Annotated in this window: 24 protein-coding genes; 18 read left to right on the plus strand and 6 right to left on the minus strand. The window is 75.4% G+C overall.

The window, feature by feature from the left end:
• Window positions 1–241: 241 nt before the first annotated feature.
• Entirely contained in the window at window positions 242–2515 is a 2274-nt protein-coding gene (locus AAG589_RS03780) for a primosomal protein N' (RefSeq protein WP_430565897.1), read from the plus strand.
• The gene (locus AAG589_RS03785) at window positions 2515–3177 is read left to right on the plus strand and encodes an HAD family hydrolase (RefSeq protein WP_430565898.1); all 663 of its coding nucleotides are present in this window, start codon (window positions 2515–2517) and stop codon (window positions 3175–3177) included. The genes AAG589_RS03780 and AAG589_RS03785 overlap by 1 nt, the downstream gene beginning before the upstream one ends.
• Before the next feature lie 12 nt (window positions 3178–3189).
• Here AAG589_RS03785 and AAG589_RS03790 read toward each other — a convergent pair whose 3' ends face one another.
• Window positions 3190–3693, minus strand: coding sequence for a GNAT family N-acetyltransferase (locus tag AAG589_RS03790; protein ID WP_430565899.1), 504 nt, complete (start codon window positions 3691–3693; stop codon window positions 3190–3192).
• Between the two features lie 81 nt (window positions 3694–3774).
• Here AAG589_RS03790 and fmt point away from each other — a divergent pair, with 81 nt between their 5' ends.
• Both fmt and AAG589_RS03800 read left to right on the plus strand, forming a co-directional pair.
• Window positions 3775–4758, plus strand: a complete 984-nt coding sequence (gene fmt / locus AAG589_RS03795; protein ID WP_430565900.1) for a methionyl-tRNA formyltransferase — start codon at window positions 3775–3777, stop codon at window positions 4756–4758.
• Window positions 4755–6305 carry an RsmB/NOP family class I SAM-dependent RNA methyltransferase gene (locus AAG589_RS03800; RefSeq protein ID WP_430565901.1) on the plus strand — a complete coding sequence of 517 codons (1551 nt, stop codon included), beginning with the start codon at window positions 4755–4757 and terminating at the stop codon, window positions 6303–6305. The genes fmt and AAG589_RS03800 overlap by 4 nt, the downstream gene beginning before the upstream one ends.
• 26 nt (window positions 6306–6331) lie before the next feature.
• Here the strand turns inward: AAG589_RS03800 and AAG589_RS03805 are convergent, their stop codons facing one another.
• Window positions 6332–6883, minus strand: a complete 552-nt coding sequence (locus tag AAG589_RS03805; RefSeq protein WP_430565902.1) for a GNAT family N-acetyltransferase — start codon at window positions 6881–6883, stop codon at window positions 6332–6334.
• Window positions 6884–6921: 38 nt separating this feature from the next.
• On the opposite strand from AAG589_RS03805, the gene rpe reads away from it, so the two are divergent.
• From rpe to AAG589_RS03825, 4 genes are all read left to right on the plus strand, one after another.
• A complete protein-coding gene (gene rpe / locus AAG589_RS03810; protein ID WP_430565903.1) occupies window positions 6922–7584 on the plus strand; it encodes a ribulose-phosphate 3-epimerase in 663 nt (220 codons plus the stop codon).
• 139 nt (window positions 7585–7723) lie between these two features.
• On the plus strand, window positions 7724–7987 hold the full coding sequence (locus tag AAG589_RS03815; RefSeq protein ID WP_430565904.1) for a phosphoribosyl-ATP diphosphatase: 264 nt from the start codon (window positions 7724–7726) through the stop codon (window positions 7985–7987).
• Window positions 7988–8089: 102 nt separating this feature from the next.
• Window positions 8090–8938 carry an ATP phosphoribosyltransferase gene (gene hisG / locus AAG589_RS03820; RefSeq protein ID WP_430565905.1) on the plus strand — a complete coding sequence of 283 codons (849 nt, stop codon included), beginning with the start codon at window positions 8090–8092 and terminating at the stop codon, window positions 8936–8938.
• Between the two features lie 61 nt (window positions 8939–8999).
• Window positions 9000–9446 carry a PH domain-containing protein gene (locus AAG589_RS03825; RefSeq protein ID WP_430565906.1) on the plus strand — a complete coding sequence of 149 codons (447 nt, stop codon included), beginning with the start codon at window positions 9000–9002 and terminating at the stop codon, window positions 9444–9446.
• Window positions 9447–9529: 83 nt separating this feature from the next.
• Here AAG589_RS03825 and AAG589_RS03830 read toward each other — a convergent pair whose 3' ends face one another.
• Entirely contained in the window at window positions 9530–11407 is a 1878-nt protein-coding gene (locus AAG589_RS03830; RefSeq protein WP_430565907.1) for a DEAD/DEAH box helicase, read from the minus strand.
• A 237-nt stretch (window positions 11408–11644) separates the two neighbouring features.
• On the opposite strand from AAG589_RS03830, the gene AAG589_RS03835 reads away from it, so the two are divergent.
• The 8 genes from AAG589_RS03835 to AAG589_RS03870 all read left to right on the plus strand — a co-directional run bounded on the left by AAG589_RS03835 (window position 11645) and on the right by AAG589_RS03870 (window position 17847).
• A complete protein-coding gene (locus tag AAG589_RS03835) occupies window positions 11645–12256 on the plus strand; it encodes a CDP-alcohol phosphatidyltransferase family protein (RefSeq protein ID WP_430565908.1) in 612 nt (203 codons plus the stop codon).
• Window positions 12253–13209: a DUF881 domain-containing protein gene (locus AAG589_RS03840; RefSeq protein ID WP_430565909.1), complete on the plus strand. Its 957-nt coding sequence runs from the start codon at window positions 12253–12255 to the stop codon at window positions 13207–13209. Before AAG589_RS03835 ends, AAG589_RS03840 begins: the two co-directional genes overlap by 4 nt.
• Window positions 13206–13538, plus strand: coding sequence for a small basic family protein (locus tag AAG589_RS03845; protein ID WP_430558803.1), 333 nt, complete (start codon window positions 13206–13208; stop codon window positions 13536–13538). The genes AAG589_RS03840 and AAG589_RS03845 overlap by 4 nt, the downstream gene beginning before the upstream one ends.
• 7 nt (window positions 13539–13545) lie before the next feature.
• Window positions 13546–14946, plus strand: coding sequence for a DUF881 domain-containing protein (locus tag AAG589_RS03850; protein WP_430565910.1), 1401 nt, complete (start codon window positions 13546–13548; stop codon window positions 14944–14946).
• 204 nt (window positions 14947–15150) lie between these two features.
• The gene (locus AAG589_RS03855) at window positions 15151–15627 is read left to right on the plus strand and encodes an FHA domain-containing protein (RefSeq protein WP_430565911.1); all 477 of its coding nucleotides are present in this window, start codon (window positions 15151–15153) and stop codon (window positions 15625–15627) included.
• Window positions 15624–16367 (plus strand): transcriptional regulator FtsR, encoded by a 744-nt coding sequence (gene ftsR / locus AAG589_RS03860; RefSeq protein WP_430565912.1) that lies wholly within the window; start codon window positions 15624–15626, stop codon window positions 16365–16367. The genes AAG589_RS03855 and ftsR overlap by 4 nt, the downstream gene beginning before the upstream one ends.
• A 157-nt stretch (window positions 16368–16524) precedes the next feature.
• Window positions 16525–17040, plus strand: coding sequence for a bifunctional nuclease family protein (locus AAG589_RS03865; RefSeq protein WP_430566225.1), 516 nt, complete (start codon window positions 16525–16527; stop codon window positions 17038–17040).
• A gap of 219 nt (window positions 17041–17259) precedes the next feature.
• Entirely contained in the window at window positions 17260–17847 is a 588-nt protein-coding gene (locus AAG589_RS03870) for a MerR family transcriptional regulator (protein WP_430565913.1), read from the plus strand.
• Between the two features lie 78 nt (window positions 17848–17925).
• Here AAG589_RS03870 and AAG589_RS03875 read toward each other — a convergent pair whose 3' ends face one another.
• The 3 genes from AAG589_RS03875 to AAG589_RS03885 form a co-directional block, all read right to left on the minus strand.
• Complete coding sequence (locus AAG589_RS03875; RefSeq protein ID WP_430565914.1) at window positions 17926–19224, minus strand: phospholipase D-like domain-containing protein; 1299 nt, start codon at window positions 19222–19224, stop codon at window positions 17926–17928.
• Between the two features lie 63 nt (window positions 19225–19287).
• A complete protein-coding gene (locus AAG589_RS03880) occupies window positions 19288–20391 on the minus strand; it encodes a tyrosine-type recombinase/integrase (RefSeq protein WP_430565915.1) in 1104 nt (367 codons plus the stop codon).
• Window positions 20392–20538: 147 nt separating this feature from the next.
• The gene (locus AAG589_RS03885) at window positions 20539–21096 is read right to left on the minus strand and encodes a methylated-DNA--[protein]-cysteine S-methyltransferase (RefSeq protein WP_430565916.1); all 558 of its coding nucleotides are present in this window, start codon (window positions 21094–21096) and stop codon (window positions 20539–20541) included.
• Window positions 21097–21832: 736 nt separating this feature from the next.
• Between AAG589_RS03885 and arr the strand changes: the two genes are divergently transcribed.
• Both arr and AAG589_RS03895 read left to right on the plus strand, forming a co-directional pair.
• Window positions 21833–22258, plus strand: a complete 426-nt coding sequence (gene arr, locus AAG589_RS03890) for an NAD(+)--rifampin ADP-ribosyltransferase (protein WP_430565917.1) — start codon at window positions 21833–21835, stop codon at window positions 22256–22258.
• A 57-nt stretch (window positions 22259–22315) separates the two neighbouring features.
• Window positions 22316–22453 (plus strand): hypothetical protein, encoded by a 138-nt coding sequence (locus tag AAG589_RS03895; RefSeq protein WP_430565918.1) that lies wholly within the window; start codon window positions 22316–22318, stop codon window positions 22451–22453.
• The last annotated feature ends 31 nt before the right edge of the window (window positions 22454–22484 follow it).

The following is a 22484-nucleotide window of genomic DNA, read 5'->3' on the forward strand; positions in this document are numbered from 1 at the left end:
CGTCCCGCTGGTCGACGGGTCGAGTCGCGGCCGCGTGGCGGCAAGGTTCCTTCGCGCGGACGCGTTCACGGGCGCCAGGGCGCCCTCCACTTCGGGAGGGATACGTCCGCGCGAAGGAACCTTGCCGCCACGCTCTACCTCCGTCTCACGGTTCTCGCCTGACCGGTACGCCGCGTCTCGTCGCCGTCGCTCCCCGTGGGGGCGGTGCCAGCTCGTGGGCGGCGCGTGATGGGATGGCCTCGTGACTGAGACCCCCGAGCCCGAGCAGCCCGCGCTGCTCGGGCTCGACGACGTCCCGGCCCCGCGCGACGCCGGGTCGAAGGGGCGCCGCAAGACCGGGAAGAGCGGCAAGGCCGCCCTGGGCGCGACGCCCGTGGCCGAGGAGCTGCCCGTCGCCCGGGTGGTGCTCGACCTGCAGCCCGCGCACCTGGACCGCCCGTACGACTACCTGGTGCCGGCCCCGATGGCCGACGACGCGCAGCCCGGGGTCCGGGTGCGCGCGAGGTTCGGCCCGCAGGAGGTGGCGGGGTACGTGGTGGAGCGTCGGGAGACGTCCGACCACGACGGGCGGCTCGTGCCGCTCAAGCGGGTGGTCTCGGGCGACCCGGTGCTGTCGGAGCCGGTCCTGCGCCTGGCCCGCGCGGTCGCCGACCGGTACGCGGGCACGCTCGCCGACGTGCTGCGCCTCGCGGTGCCGCCGCGGCACGCGCGCGTCGAGAAGGAGGTGCTCGCCGCTCTGACGCGCCCCGACGACGAGCCGGACCCGGGGGTGCCCGGTGAGGCCCCGGAGGGCCTCCAGGGCGCTTCTGACGGCGCTCCTGAGGGCGCTGAGGACGGGTCCCGGGGCACCGCGGAGGGCCGGGACGAGCCGCGACCCGTGCGCCCCGTCACGGCCGGGTCCACCGCGGCGTGGTCCTCCTACCTGGGTGGGGAGGCGTTCTGCCGGCACGTGCTGGCGGGGCAGGCACCTCGCGCCGTCTGGACGCCGCTGCCCGGGCTCGCGCCGCCTGCCGGGGACGGGCCGGCCCACGTGCCGCACTGGGCGGCCGCCGTGGCGCAGGCGGCCCGCGCCACGGTCGCCGGGGGTCGCCGCGTCCTCGTGGTGGCCCCGGACGCGCGCGACGTCGAGCGCGTCGTGGTGGCGCTCGCCGAGGCCGGGGTCGATGACGTCGTGCGCCTCCTGGCCGACGACGGGCCCGCCCCGCGCTACCGGGCGTTCCTGCGCGCCCGGCACGGGCTCGCGGACGTCGTCGTCGGCACGCGGGCCGCCATGTTCGCCCCCGTGCCGGACCTCGGGCTCGTCGTGCTCTGGGGGGACGGCGAGGACACGCTCGCGGAGCCGCACGCCCCCTACCCGCACGCACGCGACGTGCTCGCCCTGCGCAGCGACCTCGAGGACGCGGCCTACCTGCTCGCGTCCCCGGGGCGCACCGTGCAGGCCCAGGCCCTGCTGGCCGCCGGGTGGGCGCGGGAGATCGCCGCGCCCCGCGACGTGCTGCGGTCCCGCGCCCCGCGCGTGCGCGCGCTCACGTCGGTCGAGCTCGCCGCCGAGGGGCCGGGGGCGGCCGCCCGGCTGCCCACCGCCGCGTGGCGGGCCGCCCGCGACGGCCTGGCCCGCGGCCCCGTCCTCGTGCAGGTGCCCCGCACCGGCTACCTGCCCGTCGTCGCGTGCGCCCGCTGCCGCACCGCCGCCCGGTGCGGCGCCTGCCACGGCCCCCTCGGCATGCCCCGCGCCGGCGGCGCCCCCCAGTGCTCCTGGTGCGGTCGCCTCGCCGGCGGCTGGCGCTGCGAGGAGTGCGGCGACACCCGGCTGCGCGCCGTCCGCGTCGGGTCGGACCGCACCGCGGAGGAGCTCGGCCGCGCGTTCGCCGGCACCCCGGTGCGGGTGTCCGCGTCCTCCGCGCCGGGGGGAGTGCTCGACCGCGTCGGGCCCGAGCCGGCGCTCGTCGTCGCCACCCCGGGCGCCGAGCCCGTCGCCGACGGCGGCTACGCGGTCGCCCTGCTGCTGGACGCCGCGGTGGCGACCGCAGGCACCGGGCTCGCCACCGCCACGGAGGCCCTGCACCGGTGGCTGGCCGCCGCCGCCCTCGTGCACCCCGCCCGCACCGGCGGGCAGGTGCTCCTCGTGGGGGACGCCGCCCCCGCGCCGACCGGCGCCCTGGTGCGCTACGACCCGGGCGGGCTGGCCGACCGCGAGCTCGCCGAGCGCCGCGAGCTCGCCCTGCCGCCCGCCGTCCGGGTCGCGGCGGTCACCGGCGACCGGGGCGCCGTGGACGCCGTCGTCGGCAGGGTCGCGCTGGCCGGCCCGGACACCGTCCTCGGGCCCGTGGAGCAGCCCGATGCCGACCCGCGGCGCGGCGCCACCCTCGAGCCGCAGGTGCGCACCGTGCTGCGCGTCCCCCTCGCGCAGGGCGGCGAGCTCGCCGCGCAGCTGCGGGCCTCCCTCGCCGTCCGCTCCGCCCGGCGGGAGGGCGGCAGCGTCCGCGTGCAGGTCGACCCCAAGGAGATGCTCTGATGACCGACGCGCCCCCGTCCGACAGCCCGTCCGAGAACCAGTCCGGCGACCCGTCCGTCGACACCGTCGTGTACGACTTCGGCAACGTCCTGGTCGGCTGGGACCCGTACGGCGCGTTCCCCGACCGCACGCACGCCGAGGTGGACGCCTGGATGGCGGAGATCGACTTCCCGGCGTTCAACCACGCCCAGGACGCCGGGCGCAGCTGGGCCGACGCGCGGGCGGCGCTCGCGGACCGGCCCCACCTCGTGCCCCTGCTGGACGAGTACGTGGCGCACTTCGCCGGCACGCTCACGGGCCCCGTCGCCGGGTCCGCCGACCTGGTCGCCGAGCTGTGCGCCGCGGGCGTGCGCCTGGTCGGGCTCACCAACTGGTCCGCCGAGCTGTTCCACCACGCAGCGGACGCCGCGCCCGCGACCACGCTCATGGACGCCGTCGTCGTCTCCGGACGGGTGGGGCTCGCCAAGCCCGACCCGGCGATCTTCCGGCACCTGGCGACCGTGCACGGCGTCGACCCCGGCCGCGCCGTCTTCGTCGACGACAGCACCGCCAACGTCGCGGCCGCGCGTGACCTGGGCTTCCACGGGGTCAGGTTCACCGACACCGACGCCCTGCGGCGAGCGCTCCGGACGTACGGCCTGCCCCCGGCCGACCACGCCTGAGCCCGTCCGGCGTCAGCGCACCAGCCGGACCGACGCGATGCCGTGCGCCTCGTCGACGTGCCGGGCGCCGTCGGGCAGGAAGCCGTTGCGCGCGTAGAACCGTCGTGCCCGCGGGTTCTCCTCGGCCACCCACAGCTGCGCGGGGACCCCGGGGGAGATCACGGCGTCCAGCAGCGACTGGCCGACCCCCGTGCCGTGACGGGCCGCCAGCACGTACAGGGACCACAGCTCGCGCTCCCGCACGGGGGCGTGGCCGCTCATGGCGCGCCCCGGGCCGCCGATCGCGAGACCGACGACCCGGCCTCCGGACTCCGCCACCGCCACGACCGCACCCCCGTCGAGCTCCCGCCGCCACCCCGCCGTGCGCCGCTCCAGGGTGTCCGTCTCCCAGTGCGCGGCAGGCAGCAGCGCGGAGTACGTCTCCTTCCACGACGTGTGGTGCACGAGAGCGCACCCCGCCGCGTCGTCCGGCACGGCAGGGCGGACGACGAACGACGGCGCACGTGTCTCGGGCATGGCGGCATCCTGCCGCACGCCTCCTGGGCGGGGAACGGCGCTCGCGGGCTCGGCGCGCCGCGGCCCGACTACGATCGGCTGGTGCGCCTGCTCTTCGCCGGAACCCCCGAACCCGCCGTCCCGTCCCTGCGCGCCCTGCTGGCGTCGCGCCACGAGGTCGTGGCGGTCCTGACCCGGGCCGACGCGCCGGCCGGGCGGGGCCGCAGGCTCGTGCCCAGCCCGGTCCGCCTCGCGGCAGAGGAGGCAGGGATCCCCGTCCTGACCGAGCGACCCCGCGGGGAGGAGTTCCTCGCCCGCCTGCGGGAGCTCGACGTCGACGCCGCGCCCGTCGTGGCGTACGGGCACCTGCTGCGCCCCGACGTGCTGGCCGTCCCGCGGCTCGGCTGGGTCAACCTGCACTTCTCCGTGCTGCCCGCCTGGCGCGGCGCCGCCCCCGTCCAGCACGCCGTGCTCGCCGGCGACGAGGTCACCGGCGCCACCACGTTCCTCCTCGACGAGGGCATGGACACCGGCCCGGTGCTCGGCACCGCCACCGAGACCATCCGACCCCGCGACACCTCCGGCGACCTCCTCGGCCGGCTCGCCACGAGCGGCGCGGGCCTGCTCGTCGCCACCCTCGACGCCCTCGAGGACGGCACGCTCGTCCCGCAGCCGCAGCCCGCCGACGGCGCCTCGCTCGCCCCCAAGGTCACGACCGACGACGCCCGCGTCCGGTGGGACGACCCCGCCCTCGCCGTCGACCGCCGCATCCGGGCGGTCACGCCCGCACCCGGGGCGTGGACCACCCTGCCGTCCACGCCGGGCCCCGACGCCGCCCCCGGTGCCCGCCTCGGGCTCGGCCCCGTCACCCCCCGGCCCGAGGTGACCGACCTCGCCCCCGGCCAGGTGCGCCCCGGCAAGAAGGAGGTCCTCGTGGGGACCGCGACGTACGCCGTCGAGCTCGGGCACGTGCAGCCCGTCGGCAAGAAGCCGATGCCCGCCGCCGACTGGGCCCGCGGCGCCCGCGGTCTCTTCACCGGTGACACCGACGACGCCGACCTGCGCCTCGGGCAGGACGCCCGATGAGCGCCGACCGCCGCGACCGCGCACCCCGCCGGGACGACCACCGCGACAGCAAGGGCCGCCAGCGCGGCGCCGCCCGATCCCGGGGCGACGCGCAGCGCAGCGCCCAGGCGCCCGGCCAGCGCCGCCGCCGCACCGACCCCGCCCGCACCGCCGCCTACGACGTCCTGCGCCAGGTCGACGGCTCCGACGCCTACGCCAACCTCGTCCTGCCGCCCCTGCTGCGCGAGCGCCGCATCGCCGGCCGGGACGCCGCGTTCGCCACCGAGCTCGCCTACGGCACGCTGCGCCTGCGCGGGCGCTACGACGCCGTCCTCGCGCACTGCGTGACCCGCCCGCTGGACCAGCTCGACCCCGAGGTGCTCGACGTCCTCCGCCTGGGAGCCCACCAGCTCCTGGGCATGCGCGTGCCCTCCCACGCCGCCGTCTCCGAGACCGTCGCGCTCGCCCGCGACCGCGTGGGCGCAGGGCCCGCCCAGATGGTCAACGCCGTCCTGCGCGCCGTCGGGCGCACCCCGCTCGAGGACTGGCTCGCCCGCCTCACCGAGGAGGCGCCCGACCCCACGACGGGCCTCGCGACGGCCGGGTCGCACCCCGTGTGGATCGCCCGCGCCCTGCGGGAGGCGCTCGCGGGCCACGGCCGCAGCCCCGACGAGATCGTCGACCTGCTCGACGCCGACAACACCGCCCCCCGGGTGACGCTCGTCGCGCGCCCCGGCCTCGCCGACGCCGGCGCCCTGCGGGACCAGGCCCGCGACGCCGACGTGCGCCTCGAGCCCGGCCGCTGGGCGCCCACCGCGCTCGTCCTCGCCGCAGGGAGCGACCCCGCCGCCCTGCCCGCCGTCGCGGACGCCCGCGCGGGCGTGCAGGACGAGGGATCCCAGCTCGTCACCCTCGCGCTCGCGGGAGCGCCCCTGGAGGGCGCCGACGCCCGCTGGCTCGACCTGTGCGCCGGGCCGGGCGGCAAGGCCGCGCTCCTCGCGGCGCTCGCGGGGGAGCGGGGCGCCACCCTGGTGGCCAACGAGGTCCAGCCGCACCGCGCCCGGCTGGTCGAGCGCGCCCTGCGCGCCGTGCCGGACGGCGTCGTCGAGCGGGTGCGCACGGGCGACGGCCGGGAGGTCGGTGCCGACGAGCCCGCCGCGTACGACCGGGTGCTCGTCGACGCGCCGTGCACCGGGCTCGGCGCCCTGCGCCGTCGTCCGGAGTCGCGCTGGCGCCGCACGCCGGCCGACCTGGGCACGCTCACCGTGCTGCAGCGCGAGCTGCTCACGTCCGCGCTCGACGCCGTGCGGCCCGGCGGACTCGTGGCCTACGTGACGTGCTCGCCCCACCTCGCCGAGACGCGGCTCGTGGTCGACGACGTGCTGCGCCGTCGCGGCGGTGCGGAGCGGGTCGACGCCCGGGCGGCGCTGCGCGCCGCGCTGGTGCCCGGGGCGGAGATCGACCTGGGGGCCGACGACGGCGGCGCGCACGGGCTGGACGTCCAGCTGTGGCCGCACGTGCACGGCACCGACGCGATGCACCTCACGCTGCTGCGCCGCACGGCCTGAGCGCGCCGGCGGCTTCGGCGGGGCGGTCAGGCGAGCGTGCGCTGCAGCAGCGTGGTGCTCACGCTGCGGCCGTGCTTGACGCCGACGTCGCGCAGCACGCCGGCGACCTCGAAGCCGAGCCGACGGTGCAGGGGGATCGACCCGGCCGCGGCGGGGTCGTCGGCCACGACGGCGACCACCTGCCGCACTCCGACCAGCGCACAGGCGTCGAGCAGCGCCGACAGCAGCAGGGTCCCGACCCCGCGGCCCTGCGCCCCGGGCGCGAGGTAGACGGAGTCCTCGACGGTGTACCGGTAGGCCGCCTTGGGACGCCACGGCGTGGCGTACGCGTACCCGACGACGTCGCCGGCGTCCTCGGCGACGAGGAACGGCAGGCCGCGGGCCGCGAGGTCCGTGAACCGGGCGGCCCAGGCGTCGGCCGAGGGCGGGGTCTCGTCGAACGTCACGGCCGTCCGCAGCACGTAGGGCTCGAGGATCCGGGCGACCGCGGGCAGGTCGTCGGTCGTCGCGGCGCGCACGACCGGCCCGGTCGCGGCGAGCTCGGCCGGGCGTGCTGCGGGGGAGGGGAGGGCTGCCACGGGGCGAGCGTAGTGGCTGTGCCGCCTACGCTGGGCGCATGCCTGCGCTGATCAACCCGAGCATCCTGTCGGCCGACTTCGCGAACCTCGAGCGCGACCTGGGCGCCATCGCCACCGCCGACTACGCCCACGTGGACGTCATGGACAACCACTTCGTGCCGAACCTCACGCTGGGCCTGCCGGTCTTCGAGCGCCTGGCACAGATCTCGCCCGTGCCGCTGGACGCGCACCTGATGATCGAGGACCCGGACCGCTGGGCGCCCGCGTACGCGGAGGCGGGCGCCGCGTCGGTGACGTTCCACGCCGAGGCCGCCACCGCCCCGGTCCGGCTCGCGCGGGAGCTGCGGCGCCTGGGGGCGCGGGCGGGGGTCGCGCTGCGCCCCGCGACGCCCGTGGAGCCGTTCCTCGACCTGCTCGGGGAGATCGACATGATCCTCGTCATGACCGTCGAGCCGGGCTTCGGGGGGCAGTCGTTCATCGACGGCACCCTGCCCAAGATCCGGCGCGCCCGGCAGGCGGTGGGGGAGTCGGGGCTGGACGTGTGGATCCAGGTGGACGGCGGAGTGTCGCGCGAGACGATCGACCGTGCGGCGGACGCGGGCGCGAACGTCTTCGTGGCGGGCTCGGCGGTGTACGGGGCGGACGACGTCCCGGCGGAGATCGCTGCGCTGCGCGCCCTGGCGTCGGCGCACACGCACTGAGCCGGTCGACCCGGCACGAGCCGTGACGGGAGTTCATCCAGAAAAATAGTGTGCCAAGCGTCCTGAACACACAGGACTCACCGTCCCGAGGACCGGAACCCGGCCCGGAGCCCGGGGTCCCGGCGTCTAGGCTGGGCGGGTGAAGACGTTCGACTCCCTGTTCGCCGAGCTGACCGAGAAGGCCACGACCCGTCCTGCCGGGTCGGGGACCGTGGCCGAGCTGGACGCCGGCGTGCATGCGATCGGCAAGAAGGTCGTGGAGGAGGCGGCCGAGGTCTGGATGGCCGCCGAGCACGAGACCGACGAGGCCGCGGCGGAGGAGATCTCGCAGCTGCTGTACCACCTGCAGGTGCTCATGCTGGCCAAGGGGCTGACGCTCGAGGACGTGTACACGCATCTGTGAGCGCCCGGACCGGGGCCGCACCACCGTGGTGCGGCCCCGTCGTCCGTCGCGCGCGCCCAGACGCCCGACACGTCCCGACCTGATCCGAACGAGGTAACCTCCGTGCTCCGCATCGCCGTCCCCAACAAGGGATCCCTGTCCGCCCCGGCCTCCGACATGCTGCGCGAGGCGGGCTACCGCCAGCGCCGCGACACCCGCGAGCTCGTGCTCGCCGACCCCGACAACGGCGCCGAGTTCTTCTTCCTGCGCCCGCGCGACGTCGCGGTGTACGTGGGGTCGGGCACCGTCGACGTCGGCATCACCGGCCGCGACCTGCTGCTCGACTCGGGCGCCGACGCCGTCGAGCACCTGCCCCTCGGCTTCGCGGCCTCGACGTTCCGCTTCGCCGCGCCCGCCGGGACGGTGACGGACGTCGCGCAGATCGCGGGGCGCCGGGTGGCGTCGTCGTACGACACGCTGGTCCGCTCGTACCTGCGCGAGCGGGGGATCGAACCGTCGGCGGTGGTGCACCTGGACGGTGCGGTGGAGAGCTCCGTGCGCCTCGGCGTGGCGGACGTCATCGCCGACGTGGTCGAGACGGGGACCACGCTGCGCGCGGCGGGCCTCGAGGTGTTCGGCGAGCCGATCCTGCGCTCCGAGGCGCTGCTCATCCGTCGCAGCGACATGGCGGAGCCGGCGGGCCTGGACGTGCTCACCCGCCGCCTGCAGGGCGTGATCACGGCCCACGAGTACGTGCTCATGGACTACGACGTGCCGATGGAGCTGGTGGACGCCGCGGTGGCCGTCACCCCGGGCTTCGAGTCGCCGACCGTGTCCCCGCTGCACAACGGCGAGTCGGCGGCGGTGCGGTCGATGGTCAAGCGCTCGGAGACCAACCGCGTGATGGACGCGCTGTACGAGGTGGGGGCGCGCGGCATCATCGTGACCTCCATCCACGCCAGCCGGCTGTGACCCGTCGGGCCGGCGCCCGCCGGCCTAACGAGCACCCGTGGGCGGTGGCAGCGTGGTGGGCATGAGCACGCCGGAGTTCCGCACGTTCCGCCCGTTGTGGGGCCAGGTCTCCGCCTGGTTCGTGTGGGTCGTGGCCGGCGTGGGGAGCGTGGTGGTCGGCCTCGGCTCGAACGGACCGATGGGTGCCGCCGCGGTGAACAAGATCTCCTTCGTGGTCTTCGCGCTGGGCGTCAGCTGGCTGCTGTGGCGGCTCGGCGGCGTGCACGCCGTGCCGTCGGAGCGCGGCCTGCGGGTGCGCAACCTGGTCCGCTCCCGGACGCTCGCGTGGCCCGAGATCGTCGAGGTGCGGCTCGGCCCGAACGACCCGTGGGTGCGGCTCGACCTCGCCGACGGCGGCACGATCGCCGTGATGGGCATCCAGCGCGCCGACGGGGAGCGCGGCATGGCGGAGGCGCGGCGCCTGCGGTCCCTGGTCGTGCGCTTCGGCGAGGCGCCGGACCGCACCTGAACGCCCCGACGCCGTCCCGCACGACGAAGCCCCGCGAGCCGTTCGGCTCGCGGGGCTTCGTGCTGTCTCGACGTCCGGGGACGTCAGGCCGTGTGGGCCGGGCGCCGGTCGGTGCGGGGCCGCTCCGTGCGCGGGGCGCGCCGCTCGGGGGCGCCCTTGTCGACGGCGATGCGGAGCGCCTTCCCTGCCACGTGGGCACGGCCGATGCGGTTCATGTCCGCGTCGTCGAGCGGGCGGGTGATGTCGACCAGGGAGAAGTTCCCGAAGATGTCGATCTTGCCGATGTCGCTGCCCGACAGGCCGCCCTCGTGCGTGAGCGCCCCGACGATGCCGCGCGGCTGCGCGCCGTGGGTGTGCCCGACGGAGATGCGGTACCGCGTGCCGGCGGCGGGACGGCGGATGCCGCGGCCACGGTCGTCGCGGTCGGAGCGGGGGTGGCGTCCGGTGCGGTCGCCGTCGCGCTCGGTCCGCTCGGCGCGGTGCGTCTCGCGCGTGCGTCCGCCCTTCGCCTCGGCCCGCTCGCGCTCGTGCTCCTCCTGGGCCGCGCGCTGCTGCGGGCCGTCGTCGCCGACCGCGAGCGCCAGGAGGGCGGCCGCGACCTGCAGGGCGTCGTCGGCGCCCTCGGCGGGAGCCGGCGTGCCGTCGTCCTCCGAGCCCGCGGGCGTCGCGGTGGCGGCAGCGGCGCGCTCCTGCAGCATCCGGGTGTACAGGTCCAGCCGGCCCGCCTCGATGCGCGTGCCCACCGCGTCGAGGAGGCGCCGGGCGCGGTGCTCGGAGACGTCGCGGGGCGACGGGATCTCGACCTCGGCGAGGGTGGCGCGGATGGTGCGCTCGATGTGCTTGAGCTTGCCGCGCTCGTGGGGGGTGACGAACGACAGGGCACGGCCGGTGCGGCCGGCACGCCCGGTGCGGCCGATGCGGTGCACGTAGGCCTCGGCCTCGCGGGGGATGTCGAAGTTGACGACGAGGCCGATGCGGTCGACGTCGAGGCCGCGGGCGGCGACGTCGGTGGCGACGAGCACGTCGACGGCGCCGGACTTGAGGCGCTCGACGATCTTCTCGCGCTCCTTCTGGGCGACGTCGCCGGAGATGGTGGCGGCGGAGATGCCGCGCTCCACGAGGGCGGAGCCGACCTCCTCGGCGTCCTTGCGGGTGCGAGTGAAGACGATGGTGGCGTCGGCGTCGGAGGTGGCCAGCACGCGGACGAGGGAGCCGATCTTGTGCCGGAACGGCACGACGGCGTACGTCTGCTCGACGGTCGACACGGTGGAGGACTGGCGGGAGACGGCGATGGCGACCGGGTCGTTGAGGTGCGTCTCGGCGACGGCGCGGATGGCGGGCGGCATGGTCGCGGAGAACAGGGCGACCTGTCGCTTCGCGGGGGCCTGGCCGAAGATCGTCTCGACGTCCTCGGCGAAGCCCATGCGGAGCATCTCGTCGGCCTCGTCGAGCACGAGGAACTTCACGCCGTCGAGGGAGAGGGTGCCGCGCTCCAGGTGGTCCATGACGCGGCCGGGGGTGCCGACGACGACGTGGACGCCGTCGCGCAGGGCGCGCTGCTGCGGCTGGTAGGGGGATCCACCGTACACGGAGGTGACGCGCACGCCGGGCAGGTGGGTGGCGAAGGACTCGACGGCCTCGGAGACCTGGAGCGCGAGCTCGCGGGTGGGAGCGAGGACGAGGGCCTGCACGTGCCCGCCGGCGACGTCGGCCTGCGGGTCGAGGGCGGCGAGCAGCGGGATGCCGAACGCAGCCGTCTTGCCGGTACCGGTCTGGGCGACGCCGGTGATGTCGCGGCCGGCGAGGAGCTCGGGGATGGCGCGCGCCTGGATGGGCGACGGCGTCGTGAAGCCGAGGTCGTCGACGGCGGCCTGCAGCGGTGCGGGGAGGCCGAGGTCGGCGAAGGTGGGGTCCTGCTCGGCGGACTGGCCGGTGGGCAGGGTGGAGTCAGGGGTGCTCAAGAGCGGTCACCGTTCTGTGGGTGGTGGGGGAGGAGTCCTGCGCCGCCAGGGGCGGCGGCGCGGTCGCTCGGTCCCGGACACACACCTGCCCCGCTCTGAGCGGGGCACAACGAACACGCGGGAGGCACGACGAACTCCGAAGGTTCGTCCCAGTCTACCGGCCGGGGCGGTGTGCGGTCCGGCGGGTGCCGGTGAGTTCGGCCACTGGGCGCAGGGCGCGTGCGTAGGATGTGCCCCGTGCAGGAGGGCCAGGAGATCAGCAGCCGGGTCTTCACGATCCCGAACCTGGTGAGCGTGCTGCGTCTGGCGCTGGTGCCGGTGTTCGCGGTGCTGATCGTGGTGGGCGAGGACGTGTGGGCCCTGGCGGTCCTGGCCTTCTCCGGCTTCACGGACTGGCTCGACGGCGTGCTGGCGCGGCGCCTGCACCAGGTGACGCGGCTGGGGCAGATGCTCGACCCGGCGGCGGACCGCCTCTTCATCTTCGTCACCCTGATCGGCCTGACCTGGCGGGACGTCATCCCGCTGTGGATCCTCGTGGTGATCGTGGCCCGCGACGTGATGCTCGCGTGCCTGCTGCCGGTGCTCGCGCGGCACGGCTACGGGCCCCTGCCGGTGAGCTTCGTGGGCAAGGCCGGGACGTTCGCGCTCCTGTACGCGTTCCCGCTGCTCCTCCTGGCGACGGTGCCGGGCGCGGTCGGCGCGGCGGCGCACGTCGTGGGCTGGGCGTTCACGTGGTGGGGCGTCGGCCTGTACTGGGTGGCGGGCGTGCAGTACGTGCGGCAGGCGCGCGAGCTGCTGGGGTCCGCGAGCGCCGGCCCGGCCGCCGAGGGCACGGAGGGTGAGGCGTGACGACCCCCGTGCGCCCCCCGAGGCAGCGGCGCCCGGACGAGTCGATGACCCTGCTCGTCGAGGTGATGGAGAAGCCCCTCGACCCGGGGTACGCGGAGGAGGCCGAGCGGCGTGCGGAGGCGGCGCGGGCCGGCCGTCCGACGGGACGCCGGGGGCTCTCCGTCGTGCTCCTGCTGCTGCTCGCCGCGCTGCTGGGCCTGCTGACGGTGTCGGCGGCGCGGCAGCTGCGAGCGCCCCAGGCCGACGTGGCGGCGGCTCGCCAGGTGCTGGAGAACCAGATCGTGGACCGGCGCACGGAGGTGGAGTCGCTGCAGGGCCGGTCGGTGGCGCTGAGCGACGAGATCGAGGACCTGCAGCACACCGCGCTCGCCAGCGAGGACCCGGGCCTGCTGCAGACGCTGCAGCGCGACGGCGTGGTGAGCGGGTCGGCGGCCGTGAGCGGCCCGGGCCTGGTGGTCTCCCTGTCGGACGGCGACGCCGCGCAGTCGGAGTCGGAGCCGGACGCGAGCGCCCGTGTGCGGGACGCGGACGTGCAGACCGTGGTGAACGCGCTGTGGGCCGCGGGCGCGGAGGCGGTCTCCGTGGACGACCAGCGGCTGACGTCGCTGTCGGCGATCCGCAACGCGGGGGACGCCATCCTGGTGGACCTCGTGCCGCTGCCCGGGCCCACCTACACGATCCGGGCGATCGGTGACCCCGACGACCTGCAGACCGCGTACGCTCGCTCCGGCGCCCCGGCGTACCTGCAGCTGCTGGGGTCGCGCTACGGGATCCAGTCGAGCGTGACCCCGCAGAGCGACCTGTCGCTGCCGGGCGTGGGGAACCAGACCCTGCGGTACGCGTCGCCGTCGGGGGCGGGGGAGTCCTCGCAGCCGGGAGACGACCCGCAGGACAGCCAAGAGGGCACGTCACGGACGACGTCGCCGTCGGACACCGAGGAGGAACGCTCATGATCGCCGCGATCGGGCTCGTGATCGGCGTGGTCGCCGGTCTGGTGCTGCAGCCGACCGTGCCGGTGGCGTTGCAGCCGTACCTGCCGATCGCGGTGGTGGCCGCGCTGGACGCCCTGTTCGGGGGCCTGCGCGCCAAGCTGGACGGCCTGTTCGACGACAAGGTGTTCCTGGTGTCGTTCCTGTCGAACGTGGTCGTCGCGGCGTTCATCGTGTTCCTCGGCGACCAGCTGGGCGTGGGCGCCCAGCTGTCGACCGCGGTCGTGGTGGTGCTGGGCATCCGGATCTTCTCGAACGCGGCGGCGATCCGTCGTCACCTGTTCAAGGCGTGAGCGGCTGATGAGCGACCCGAGGGACGACCGTCCCGAGAACCCCGACGCCCCCGATGCCGCGAGCGGTCAGGACGACGACGTGACCACCGGGACGCCGGATCCGGTCACCCCGGACGACGGTGCGGGCACGTCCGCGAGCGCCGAGCAGGAGGACGGGGCCGAGGCCGGGCGGGAGGAGGCCCCGGACGCGGCGGGCGAGCAGCCCGACGCCCCGCAGGGCCCGGCGTCCCCCGAGGAGCCCGGGCCCGTGGCCGACGCCGCCGACACCCAGGTCACGGAGACCACCGCCCAGGACGTCGCGGACGGTGCGCCCTCGCCGGACGACGACCCGCAGGACGACGACCCGCAGGACGACACCCCGCAGGACGACACCGTCCCCGGCGGCGACCCGGGGACGGGCGAGGAGTCGCGCGCCGAGGCGGACGACACCCGCGAGGACGACGACGAGGTACCGGCGGACGTCGACGCGAGCGACGGCGTCGGGCCGGTGGCGGAGCCGTCCCCCGTCGACACGGACACGGAGCCGGCGGACCGCGGTCCGGAGCAAGACGTCCCCGGGACCTTGCCCGAGGCGGCCGAGGTGAACGAGCCGGAGGCGGACGCGCTCCCGCCGGACCCGGCGGAGGCCGGGACCGAGCCGAGGACCTCGGAGGCGTCAACCGCCACCGGGGCGGCCGCAGCCGATGCTCCGAGCGGGTGGCGTCGGCTGGGCGCCGCGCTGCGGCCCCGGGCGAGCCGGTCCCAGGTGCTGGCGGGCGTGCTGTGCGCGGCGCTGGGCTTCGCGCTCGTCGTGCAGGTGCAGCAGTCGGCGTCGGACCAACTGTCGTCGGCGCGGCAGGAGGACCTGGTGCGCCTGCTCGACGAGGTGACCGACCGCGCGCAGCAGCTGGGGGACGAGGTCTCCGGGCTCGAGGCGACGCGCGACGAGCTGGAGTCCGGCTCCGGGCAGGCACGGTCGGCGCTCGAGCTCGCGCAGCAGCGGGCGGAGTCCGAGGGCATCCTCTCGGGCCGCCTGCCGGCACAGGGCCCGGGGGTGCGCGTCACGATCCAGGACCCGGCGGGTGCGCTCAAGGCGTCGCAGATGTTCAACGTGCTCGAGGAGCTGCGCAACGCGGGGGCCGAGGTCGTCGAGCTCAACGGGGTGCGCCTCGTCACCTCGACCTGGTTCGAGGACAAAGGGGACGCGATCGTCGTCGACGGCACCACGCTGACCTCCCCGTACGAGTGGACCGTGGTGGGCGACCCCGAGACGTTGGACCGCGCGCTGGAGATCCCCGGCGGCGCGCTCGCGACGGTGCGCACGGCGGGGGCCGAGGCGTCGACCGCCCGCGAGGACGAGGTGAAGATCACGGCGGTGACGCCGCCGGGGGAGCCCGAGTACGCACAGCCGGAGCGCGAGCACGACTGACCGTCCCTCGTCGGGCCCTCCCACGTGCCCCGACGGCGCCTGACGGCGGTGGACGGGCTTCCCGCCCGTGGCCCGGTCGGGGTAGGTTTGTCGGACGACGGCGCACGTCGGACGCACAGCCGGCCATCCGTGGGCACCGGTCACCGGGGCCCGTTCGGCCGGCAGCGTCGCCCGACCCACCGGCCCGACCTCACAGGAGGACTGATGACGGACCCCCGCCCTCTCCCGCCGCACCAGGCGGCCGCGGACACCACCGCGCACCTGGGGCGCGTGGGCGCGCCCGCGGAGGAGCAGGCGTTCCGGATCCCGCTCACCGCGGAGGAGGCCGCCGCCGTCGCGGCGCTGCCGCGGCACTCGGCGCTCCTGGTGGTGCAGTACGGCTCGGGCGCGGTCGGCGAACGGTTCCTGCTCGACTCCGACCGAGCGGTCGCGGGCCGCAGCGAGCAGGCGGACATCTTCCTGGACGACGTGACCGTGTCGCGCAAGCACGCGGAGTTCGCCCGGGAGGGCGACCGGTTCGTCGTCCGCGACATCGGCTCCCTCAACGGCACGTACGTCAACCGGGAGCGTATCGACGCGGCGCCGCTGACGACCGGCGACGAGGTGCAGATCGGCAAGTTCCGCATGTCGTTCCACGCCAGCCCGCAGGCGCCGCGGGACCCGCAGGCGCCCGCGTCGTGACGGCGGCGCACGCCGCGCAGGGCGAGGAGCCGGCCGGCGCGCCCGAACCCTGGCCGCGGGGGATCTCGCGCCAGGCGACGATGCGGATCTCCGACGTGCTCGCCCAGCTCGGCCCGGAGTTCCCGTCCGTCTCGCACTCGAAGCTGCGGTTCCTCGAGGACCAGGGGCTGATCGACCCCGTGCGGACGCCGTCGGGCTACCGCCAGTACAGCCCCGCCGACGTCGAGCGGCTGCGGTTCGTCCTGACGGAGCAGCGTGACTCGTACCTGCCGCTGAAGGTCATCAAGGAGCGCCTCGCGGAGATGGACGCGGGGGAGCCCGCTCCCGGACCCGCGCCGCGCCTCGCGGACGCCGGCGGCGCGGCAGAGGTGTCCCGCCGGCGGTGGACGGTGGAGACCGTCGCGGAGGCGACCGGCACGTCGGCGACGTTCGTGCAGGAGCTCGTGGGTGCCGGCGTGCTGCAGGCCCGGGCGGGCAGCCGGCTCGACGACGGCGCCCCGGACGTGGTCCGGATCGCGGCCCGGCTCGCCGAGCACGGCATCGAGCCCCGGCACCTGCGGTCCCTGCGGGCGTCCGCCGACCGCCACGTCGGCCTGGTCGACCAGCTCGTCGCCCCGTACCGCTCGCAGCAGACCCCGTCCGCCCGCGCCCAGGGCGCGGAGCTCGCGGCCGAGGTGGGGGAGCTGCTCGCGCGGCTGCACTCGACCTGGGTGCGGCAGGGCTCGAACGACCTCGTCTGAGCGCCCGGCGCATCCCACGGCACGCTGAGGCTCGTCGACGCGACGCGGCTCGACCGCTACTCGATCGGACTCGATCAGGCCCGCTCCCCGGGCGACGTGCGGCACCTACCGGACGTACCGTGGATCGGTGGAACCCGACGAGTCGAGCGACGCACCGATGGTCCCGGTGGAGGTCCTCGGGGTGCGGCAGCAGCAGCACGACCAGGAGATCGTCGTGCTGCTCCTCGACGCCGCCGCGAACCTCGCCGTCCCCATCGTCATCGGGGCGCGTGAGGCGTCGGCCATCGCGATGGCGCAGGCCGGCCTCGTCACGCCTCGACCGATGACGCACGACCTGCTGCGCGACCTCCTCGGCGCGGTGGGTGTGGAGCTCGAGCAGGTCGAGATCGTGGCGCTCGACGGCGGGGTGTTCTTCGCCGAGCTCGTCCTGTCGAACGGCACCCGGCTGGACTCGCGCGCGTCGGACGCGATCGCCCTGGCCGTGCGGACGGGGAGCCCGGTGCTCTGCTCGGCCGAGGTCGTCGCGGTCGCCGGAGTCGAGGTGGTGGACGTCGAGCAGCAGCGCGAGGTCGAGAAGTTCCGCGACTTCCTCGACCACGTGACCGCCGCCGACTTCACCACGCCCGGAGGCCCGCACGAGCCCGGCACCCCGCCGGACGACGCGCCTCCCTGATCACGCGACGCCACGCCGGGACGACCCTCGACCTCGGGTTGACGGTCAGACTCGGCTACCGTAGGGGCGAACCTTCAAGTCGTGGTCGAAAGTTGAGGGTCGGGCGCGTGGCCCCGGACGGCGGGGCAGGAGAGCGCGACACGCGGTCGCGCTGGGCGCCGACGTCGTTGACGACCCCCCAGGGGCGTCCTAGCGTGGAGTCGAACACCAGGAGGCACAGTGAACAGCAGCGGTGAGGCAAGCGTCCCCACGGGTGCTTCGGTGCCGCACGGCGCCCAGGGGCTCCTCTTCGGCGAAGACCTCACGGAGCAGGACGCCGCCACGGGCTACCGGGGCACCACGGCGTGCCGGGTCGCCGGGATCACCTACCGCCAGCTCGACTACTGGGCCCGCACCGGGCTCGTGGAGCCGTCCATCCGGCCCGCGACGGGGTCCGGGACCCACCGCCTCTACAGCTTCCGCGACATCCTCGTGCTCAAGGTCGTCAAGCGGCTCCTCGACACGGGGGTCTCGCTGCACCAGATCCGCAGCGCCGTCACGCACCTGCGCGAGCGCGGCGTCGAGGACCTGGCGCAGATCACGCTGATGAGCGACGGCGCGTCCGTCTACGAGTGCACGTCCCCCGACGAGGTCGTGGACCTCGTCCAGGGCGGCCAGGGCGTGTTCGGCATCGCCGTCGGGCGGGTGTGGCGCGACATCGAGGGCACGCTGTCCGAGATGCCCACCGAGTCGCTCGAGGACGAGGAGCCCGCCCCGCACGAGGGCGACGAGCTCGCCGCCCGGCGTCGCGCACGCTCCGCCGGCTGACAGCGGCGCCCACGACGTCGGTCTCGGTGCCGTCCCGGCGCGTGCGTCGTCGTGCCGGTCGGCGGAGAGCCGCCTACCTCAGAGGAACGGGCGCAGGGGAGACATGAGGCGCTCGGCGACCTTCGACAGCGGGTGCCGGCGCTTCCACTCGTCGAGGGTGAGCTCGCGCGAGTTCGACTGGTCCATCCGGAACGCGTCCTCGAGCTGGGCCGCCAGGCCCCCGTCGACGACCTCGAGGTTGATCTCGTAGTTGCCCGTGAGGCTCAGCCGGTCGATGTTCGCAGTGCCGACCGTGGTCCAGCGACCGTCGATCGTGGCGGTCTTCGCGTGGATCATCGCCCCCTGGTACAGGAAGATCCGCACGCCGCCGCGCAGCAGCGTCGAGTAGTGGCCGCGGGCCAGCCAGTCGGCCACGACGTGGTTCGAACGCTCCGGCACGAGGACGCGCACGTCGACCCCGCGGGCCGCGGCGGCGAGCAGGCCGGCCTGGATGTCCTCGTCGGGGATGAAGTACGCCTGGGTGATGTACACGTGCGAGCAGGCGCGGTCGATCGCGTCGAGGTAGATCCCGCGGATGGGGAAGACCAGCTCCGACGGAGCGTTGCGCGCCGCCCGCAGCTCGGGCAGCCACAGGGGAGACCCGACGTCCTGCAGCACCGGCAGGTGCGGGCCGCGCCACCGGTTCCAGAAGTCGACGAACGCGTTGCGCAGCTCCCACGCGGACGGGCCGGTGAGGCGCAGGTGCGTGTCCCGCCACTGCGTCGCGTACAGGGAGCCGATGTTGTACCCGCCGACGAACGCGGTCTCGTCGTCCACGACCAGGATCTTGCGGTGGTCGCGGCCGGACCGGCGCACGTCGAGCAGGAACAGCCCCGGTCGCATCGCAGGGAAGCGGAGGACGTGCACGCCGGCCGGCATGTCGTAGAGGCTGCGGGGCACCACGAGGTTCGCGAAGCCGTCGTAGACGACGTACACCGCCACCCCGCGCTCGGACGCCTCTACGAGCGCCTGCTTGAAGTCGCGGCCGACCTCGTCGTCCTTCCAGATGTACGTCTCCAGGAAGATCTCCCGCTGGGCGCCGCGGATCGCCTCCAGCATCGCCGCGTACAGGTCGGCGCCGTAGGTGTAGAGGGTCGCCGTGGTGTCCTCGATCTCGGTGGAGGACGGCGGCGCCGTCGGGAACGGCGTGTCGAGCGGGTACTGGTGGCGCCGGAACCGCTCCAGGCCCATCACCGTCGCGGCGGCCGCCACCGGCACCGCCGCCGCGAGCGCAGCCCCGCGGGTGGCGTAGCGACGCAGGGCGGGCCAGTCGATCTGGACGCGGACGGGCTTGCGGATCCGGGGGGCGCGGGCGATGCGGGGGAAGCGAGGCGGCACGAGGCTCACCGTAGCCACGCGCCGAGGCGGGCGCGCGCCGAACTGTCGGGTACGTCGGTGATGTCACCCGTCGTGCGGCGGCTCGGAGGCGGTCGGCGCGGGACCTGCCAGACCGACCGAGAGCGGGTGCGAGCGGATCGCCGCCGCGAGCTCGCCCTCGATCCGGTCGAGGTACACCCCCGTGGTGGCGATGGACCGGTGCCCCAGCAGCTCCGCGACGACCTTGACGTCCCATCCCTCGGCCACGAGCAGGGTGGCGGTGGTGTGGCGCAGGGCGTGCGGCGTCGCGGGGCGGCGGTACGGGGCCGGCATCCGCTCGACGGCGCGTGCGAGGAGGGCGCGCACCGTCTGCGTGTCGACGCGCCGGCCCCGCCAGGTGAGCAGGAGCGCCCGCTGCGCGTCCGGGTCGTCGGGCCGCCGCGCGGCCAGGCGCGGCCGCAGCTCGTGCAGGTACTCCTCCAGCGCGGCCACGAGGGGCGGGGAGAGTGCGACCGTGCGGACCGTCCCACCCTTGCCCAGGATCCGCCAGCGCGTCTCCTCCGGTTCCCGCGTGAAGTCGACGACGTCGGCGCGCGCGAGCTCCGACACGCGCGGGCCCAGCACGAGGAGCAGGGCGACGACCAGCCGGTCCCGCAGGGCCAGCGCCTGGTCCGACCGCGGGGCGCGCGTCCCGGCGCCCGATGCGGGTACCGGCTGGTCGGGGGCCGCCGACGCCTGCAGGAGCGCCCCCGCGGCCGACGCCGAGAGCGCCGTCCGCTCCACCCGGAGACGGTCGCGGGAGCGAGCGGGCGGGGCGGCCCACTGCATCGGGTCCGCCTGCACCCAGCACTGCCGGGCGGCATGCGCGAAGAACCGGCTGACCGACTGACGGAAGCGGTTGACCGTGGCGACGGATCGGCCCGGTGCCCCCTTGCGGCCGGGATCGCTGAATCGGCCGTCGGGGCTGGCTTGATACCGGACGAGCGCGTCGTCGACGTCCTCCCCGGAGACGTCGTCGAGCACGCGGTCGCCGCCGACCAGCTCGGCGAACTCGCGGACGTCCCGCTCGTAGCTGCGCGCCGTCGCGGGGGAGAGCACCCCGCGCACGCTCTCCACCCGGACCGAGGCGAGGTAGCGGTCGACGGCGGTCGCGACCTCGACGCGGTCCAGCCGGGGCGGGGCGACCATCTCGTCCTCCAGGGCGTTGCTCTGACCGACGCGGACCTCCCGCGCTCGTGACCTGCGGCGACGCCCGCCGCACGGCCCGGCCCCAGGGTAGGTGCGCGCACCGACACCGCGGACGGGCGAGAGGTTTGTCGGGGGGCGCGGACGGCGTCAGACGTCGAAGAGGGTGGGGTGCTCGAGGTGCACGCCTTCGGCCTCGAGCATGCGCAGCTTGGTGCGCCGCCCGCCGGGTGCGGAGAAGCCCCCGACCTGCCGGCCGGCCGCGAGCACGCGGTGGCACGGCACGATCGGCGGGAAGGGGTTGCGGCCGAGGGCCTGGCCCACCGCCTGCGCCGCGCCGGGCGCGCCGAGGCGCGCCGCGACCTCGCCGTAGGTGAGGGTGGCGCCGGCCGGGACCGTGCGGACGACCTCGTACACGCGCCGGTCGAACTCGGGCACGGCGGCGAGGTCGAGGGCGATGCCGGACAGGTCCCCGCCGCCGGTCTCGAGCAGGGCCACCACCTCGCCGACGGCGGTGGCGATCGGGGCGTCAGGGGCGGCCTCACGGGCGGACGGGTACGACGTCGCGACGGCGTCACGCGTGGCCTGCGGCGAGTCGTGGGGGAGTGTCGAGCCCACGACGACGCCCGGCTCGCGCCACACGAGGGCGCAGTGCCCGATCGCGGTGGGGAAGACGTTGAAGGCGAGCCCGCCGAGGGGAGTGGCCATGTCGTTCACCGTAGCCGCGCCGTCCGACAGCGCCGCCGCGGCTTGCCAGCGGGCGACGCGCCAGTGGTGGAGGGGTGTCGACACATTCGCGCAAGACCACTGTGTTGTGTCATACACAATGGTTTGAACCGTATGTCCGAATCATCCTACCGCCCGTCGTCGTGGATGGCGAGACCTGGCCCTGCGCCTTGGCCGGTGCGCTTCCTCCGACGTGCGTGAGGTTTGCGGCGACGGAGGTCGTCCACGACCCGTACGGCGGGGGATCGGGGTGCGAGGAGCCCTCGACGGGAGCTGTCAGGCAAGGGGTGCCAGGCTGTGTCGCGCCTGGGCGATCGTCGTCGCCGGCGCGGCGCACGAGCGGCGCAGGCGACGGCCGATGCCGCGAGGGCGACGCAAAGGGCGGCGCGGAAGGCGGTCGACGAGATGCGTCATGGCGGATTGCGTCATGTCGGACGACGTCGGTGCAGCGTCCGACGGCGACAGCGTCAGCGCGCTGCGTCAGGCCAGGTCGGCTCAGGCGGACCGGCGCTCGCTGCCGCAGTCGTCGAGCCGGCGAACCCGGCGCCGCGCAGCGTGCGACCGCTCGAGCTCGACAGGTGATCGTCGGCCCCGCAGGTGCGTCACGAGGGAGGGGCTCCGGCGCTCTCTTCCTCTCGTAATGACATAATGTGCATTATCGGTCTGTCGTGTGGCGGGCCTCAGCCGGCCTCTGATGCCTGGCTGGGATGATCGTCGCGTGACGACAGCACCGCAGATCGACGACGGACCGTTCTTCCACGGCACGCGCGCGAGGCTTCGGCCCGGTGACCGGCTCACCGCCGGTTACGCCTCCAACTATCGGCCCGAGGTCGTCATGAACCACGTCTACTTCACCGCGCTGCGTGACGGCGCGGGCCTCGCAGCCGAGATCGCCGCGATGCTCGGACCGGACGGCGCCGAGCCGCACGTCTACCTCGTCGAGCCGACCGGCGCCTTCGAGGACGACCCGAACGTCACCGACAAGAAGTTCCCCGGCAACCCCACCCGCTCCTACCGGACGAGCTCGCCGCTGACCGTCGTCGAGGAGGTGACGGACTGGGTCCGGCAGACGCCCGAGGCGCTGGCCGCCTGGCGCGAGCGGATCACAGCCATGCGCTACGGCGACGCCGAGATCGTCAACTGACGATTCTCGGGCGCCCCGCAACGCCCGGTACTGTCGCCGCGTGCTCTGGACGTCGCCATGACCCGTCGCACGCTGTCCCGGTGGGCGGCCGTCGTCGTCGCGGCCGCCGTCGTCGTCTGGCTGGTGTCCGCATTCGCTCCGGACCTTGCCGCCGAGGCACGCGCCTTCCTGCGCGAGCTCATCCGCGCCCTCTGAAGCGAACGCCGCACGACGCGTCAAGCGCCCT

Origin of the sequence: Isoptericola sp. F-RaC21 (assembly GCF_038593535.1) — a bacterium.
Taxonomy (GTDB): domain Bacteria; phylum Actinomycetota; class Actinomycetes; order Actinomycetales; family Cellulomonadaceae; genus Isoptericola.

Coding starts and splice junctions, on each gene's coding strand:
- AAG589_RS03785 (WP_430565898.1), top strand. CDS start 2,515: ATGACCGACGCGCCCCCGTCCGACAGCCCGTCCGAGAACCAGTCCGGC.
- AAG589_RS03790 (WP_430565899.1), bottom strand. CDS start 3,693: ATGCCCGAGACACGTGCGCCGTCGTTCGTCGTCCGCCCTGCCGTGCCG.
- AAG589_RS03800 (WP_430565901.1), top strand. CDS start 4,755: ATGAGCGCCGACCGCCGCGACCGCGCACCCCGCCGGGACGACCACCGC.
- rpe (WP_430565903.1), top strand. CDS start 6,922: ATGCCTGCGCTGATCAACCCGAGCATCCTGTCGGCCGACTTCGCGAAC.
- AAG589_RS03825 (WP_430565906.1), top strand. CDS start 9,000: ATGAGCACGCCGGAGTTCCGCACGTTCCGCCCGTTGTGGGGCCAGGTC.
- AAG589_RS03845 (WP_430558803.1), top strand. CDS start 13,206: ATGATCGCCGCGATCGGGCTCGTGATCGGCGTGGTCGCCGGTCTGGTG.
- AAG589_RS03850 (WP_430565910.1), top strand. CDS start 13,546: ATGAGCGACCCGAGGGACGACCGTCCCGAGAACCCCGACGCCCCCGAT.
- AAG589_RS03855 (WP_430565911.1), top strand. CDS start 15,151: ATGACGGACCCCCGCCCTCTCCCGCCGCACCAGGCGGCCGCGGACACC.
- AAG589_RS03865 (WP_430566225.1), top strand. CDS start 16,525: ATGGTCCCGGTGGAGGTCCTCGGGGTGCGGCAGCAGCAGCACGACCAG.
- AAG589_RS03880 (WP_430565915.1), bottom strand. CDS start 20,391: ATGGTCGCCCCGCCCCGGCTGGACCGCGTCGAGGTCGCGACCGCCGTC.
- AAG589_RS03885 (WP_430565916.1), bottom strand. CDS start 21,096: ATGGCCACTCCCCTCGGCGGGCTCGCCTTCAACGTCTTCCCCACCGCG.
- AAG589_RS03895 (WP_430565918.1), top strand. CDS start 22,316: ATGACCCGTCGCACGCTGTCCCGGTGGGCGGCCGTCGTCGTCGCGGCC.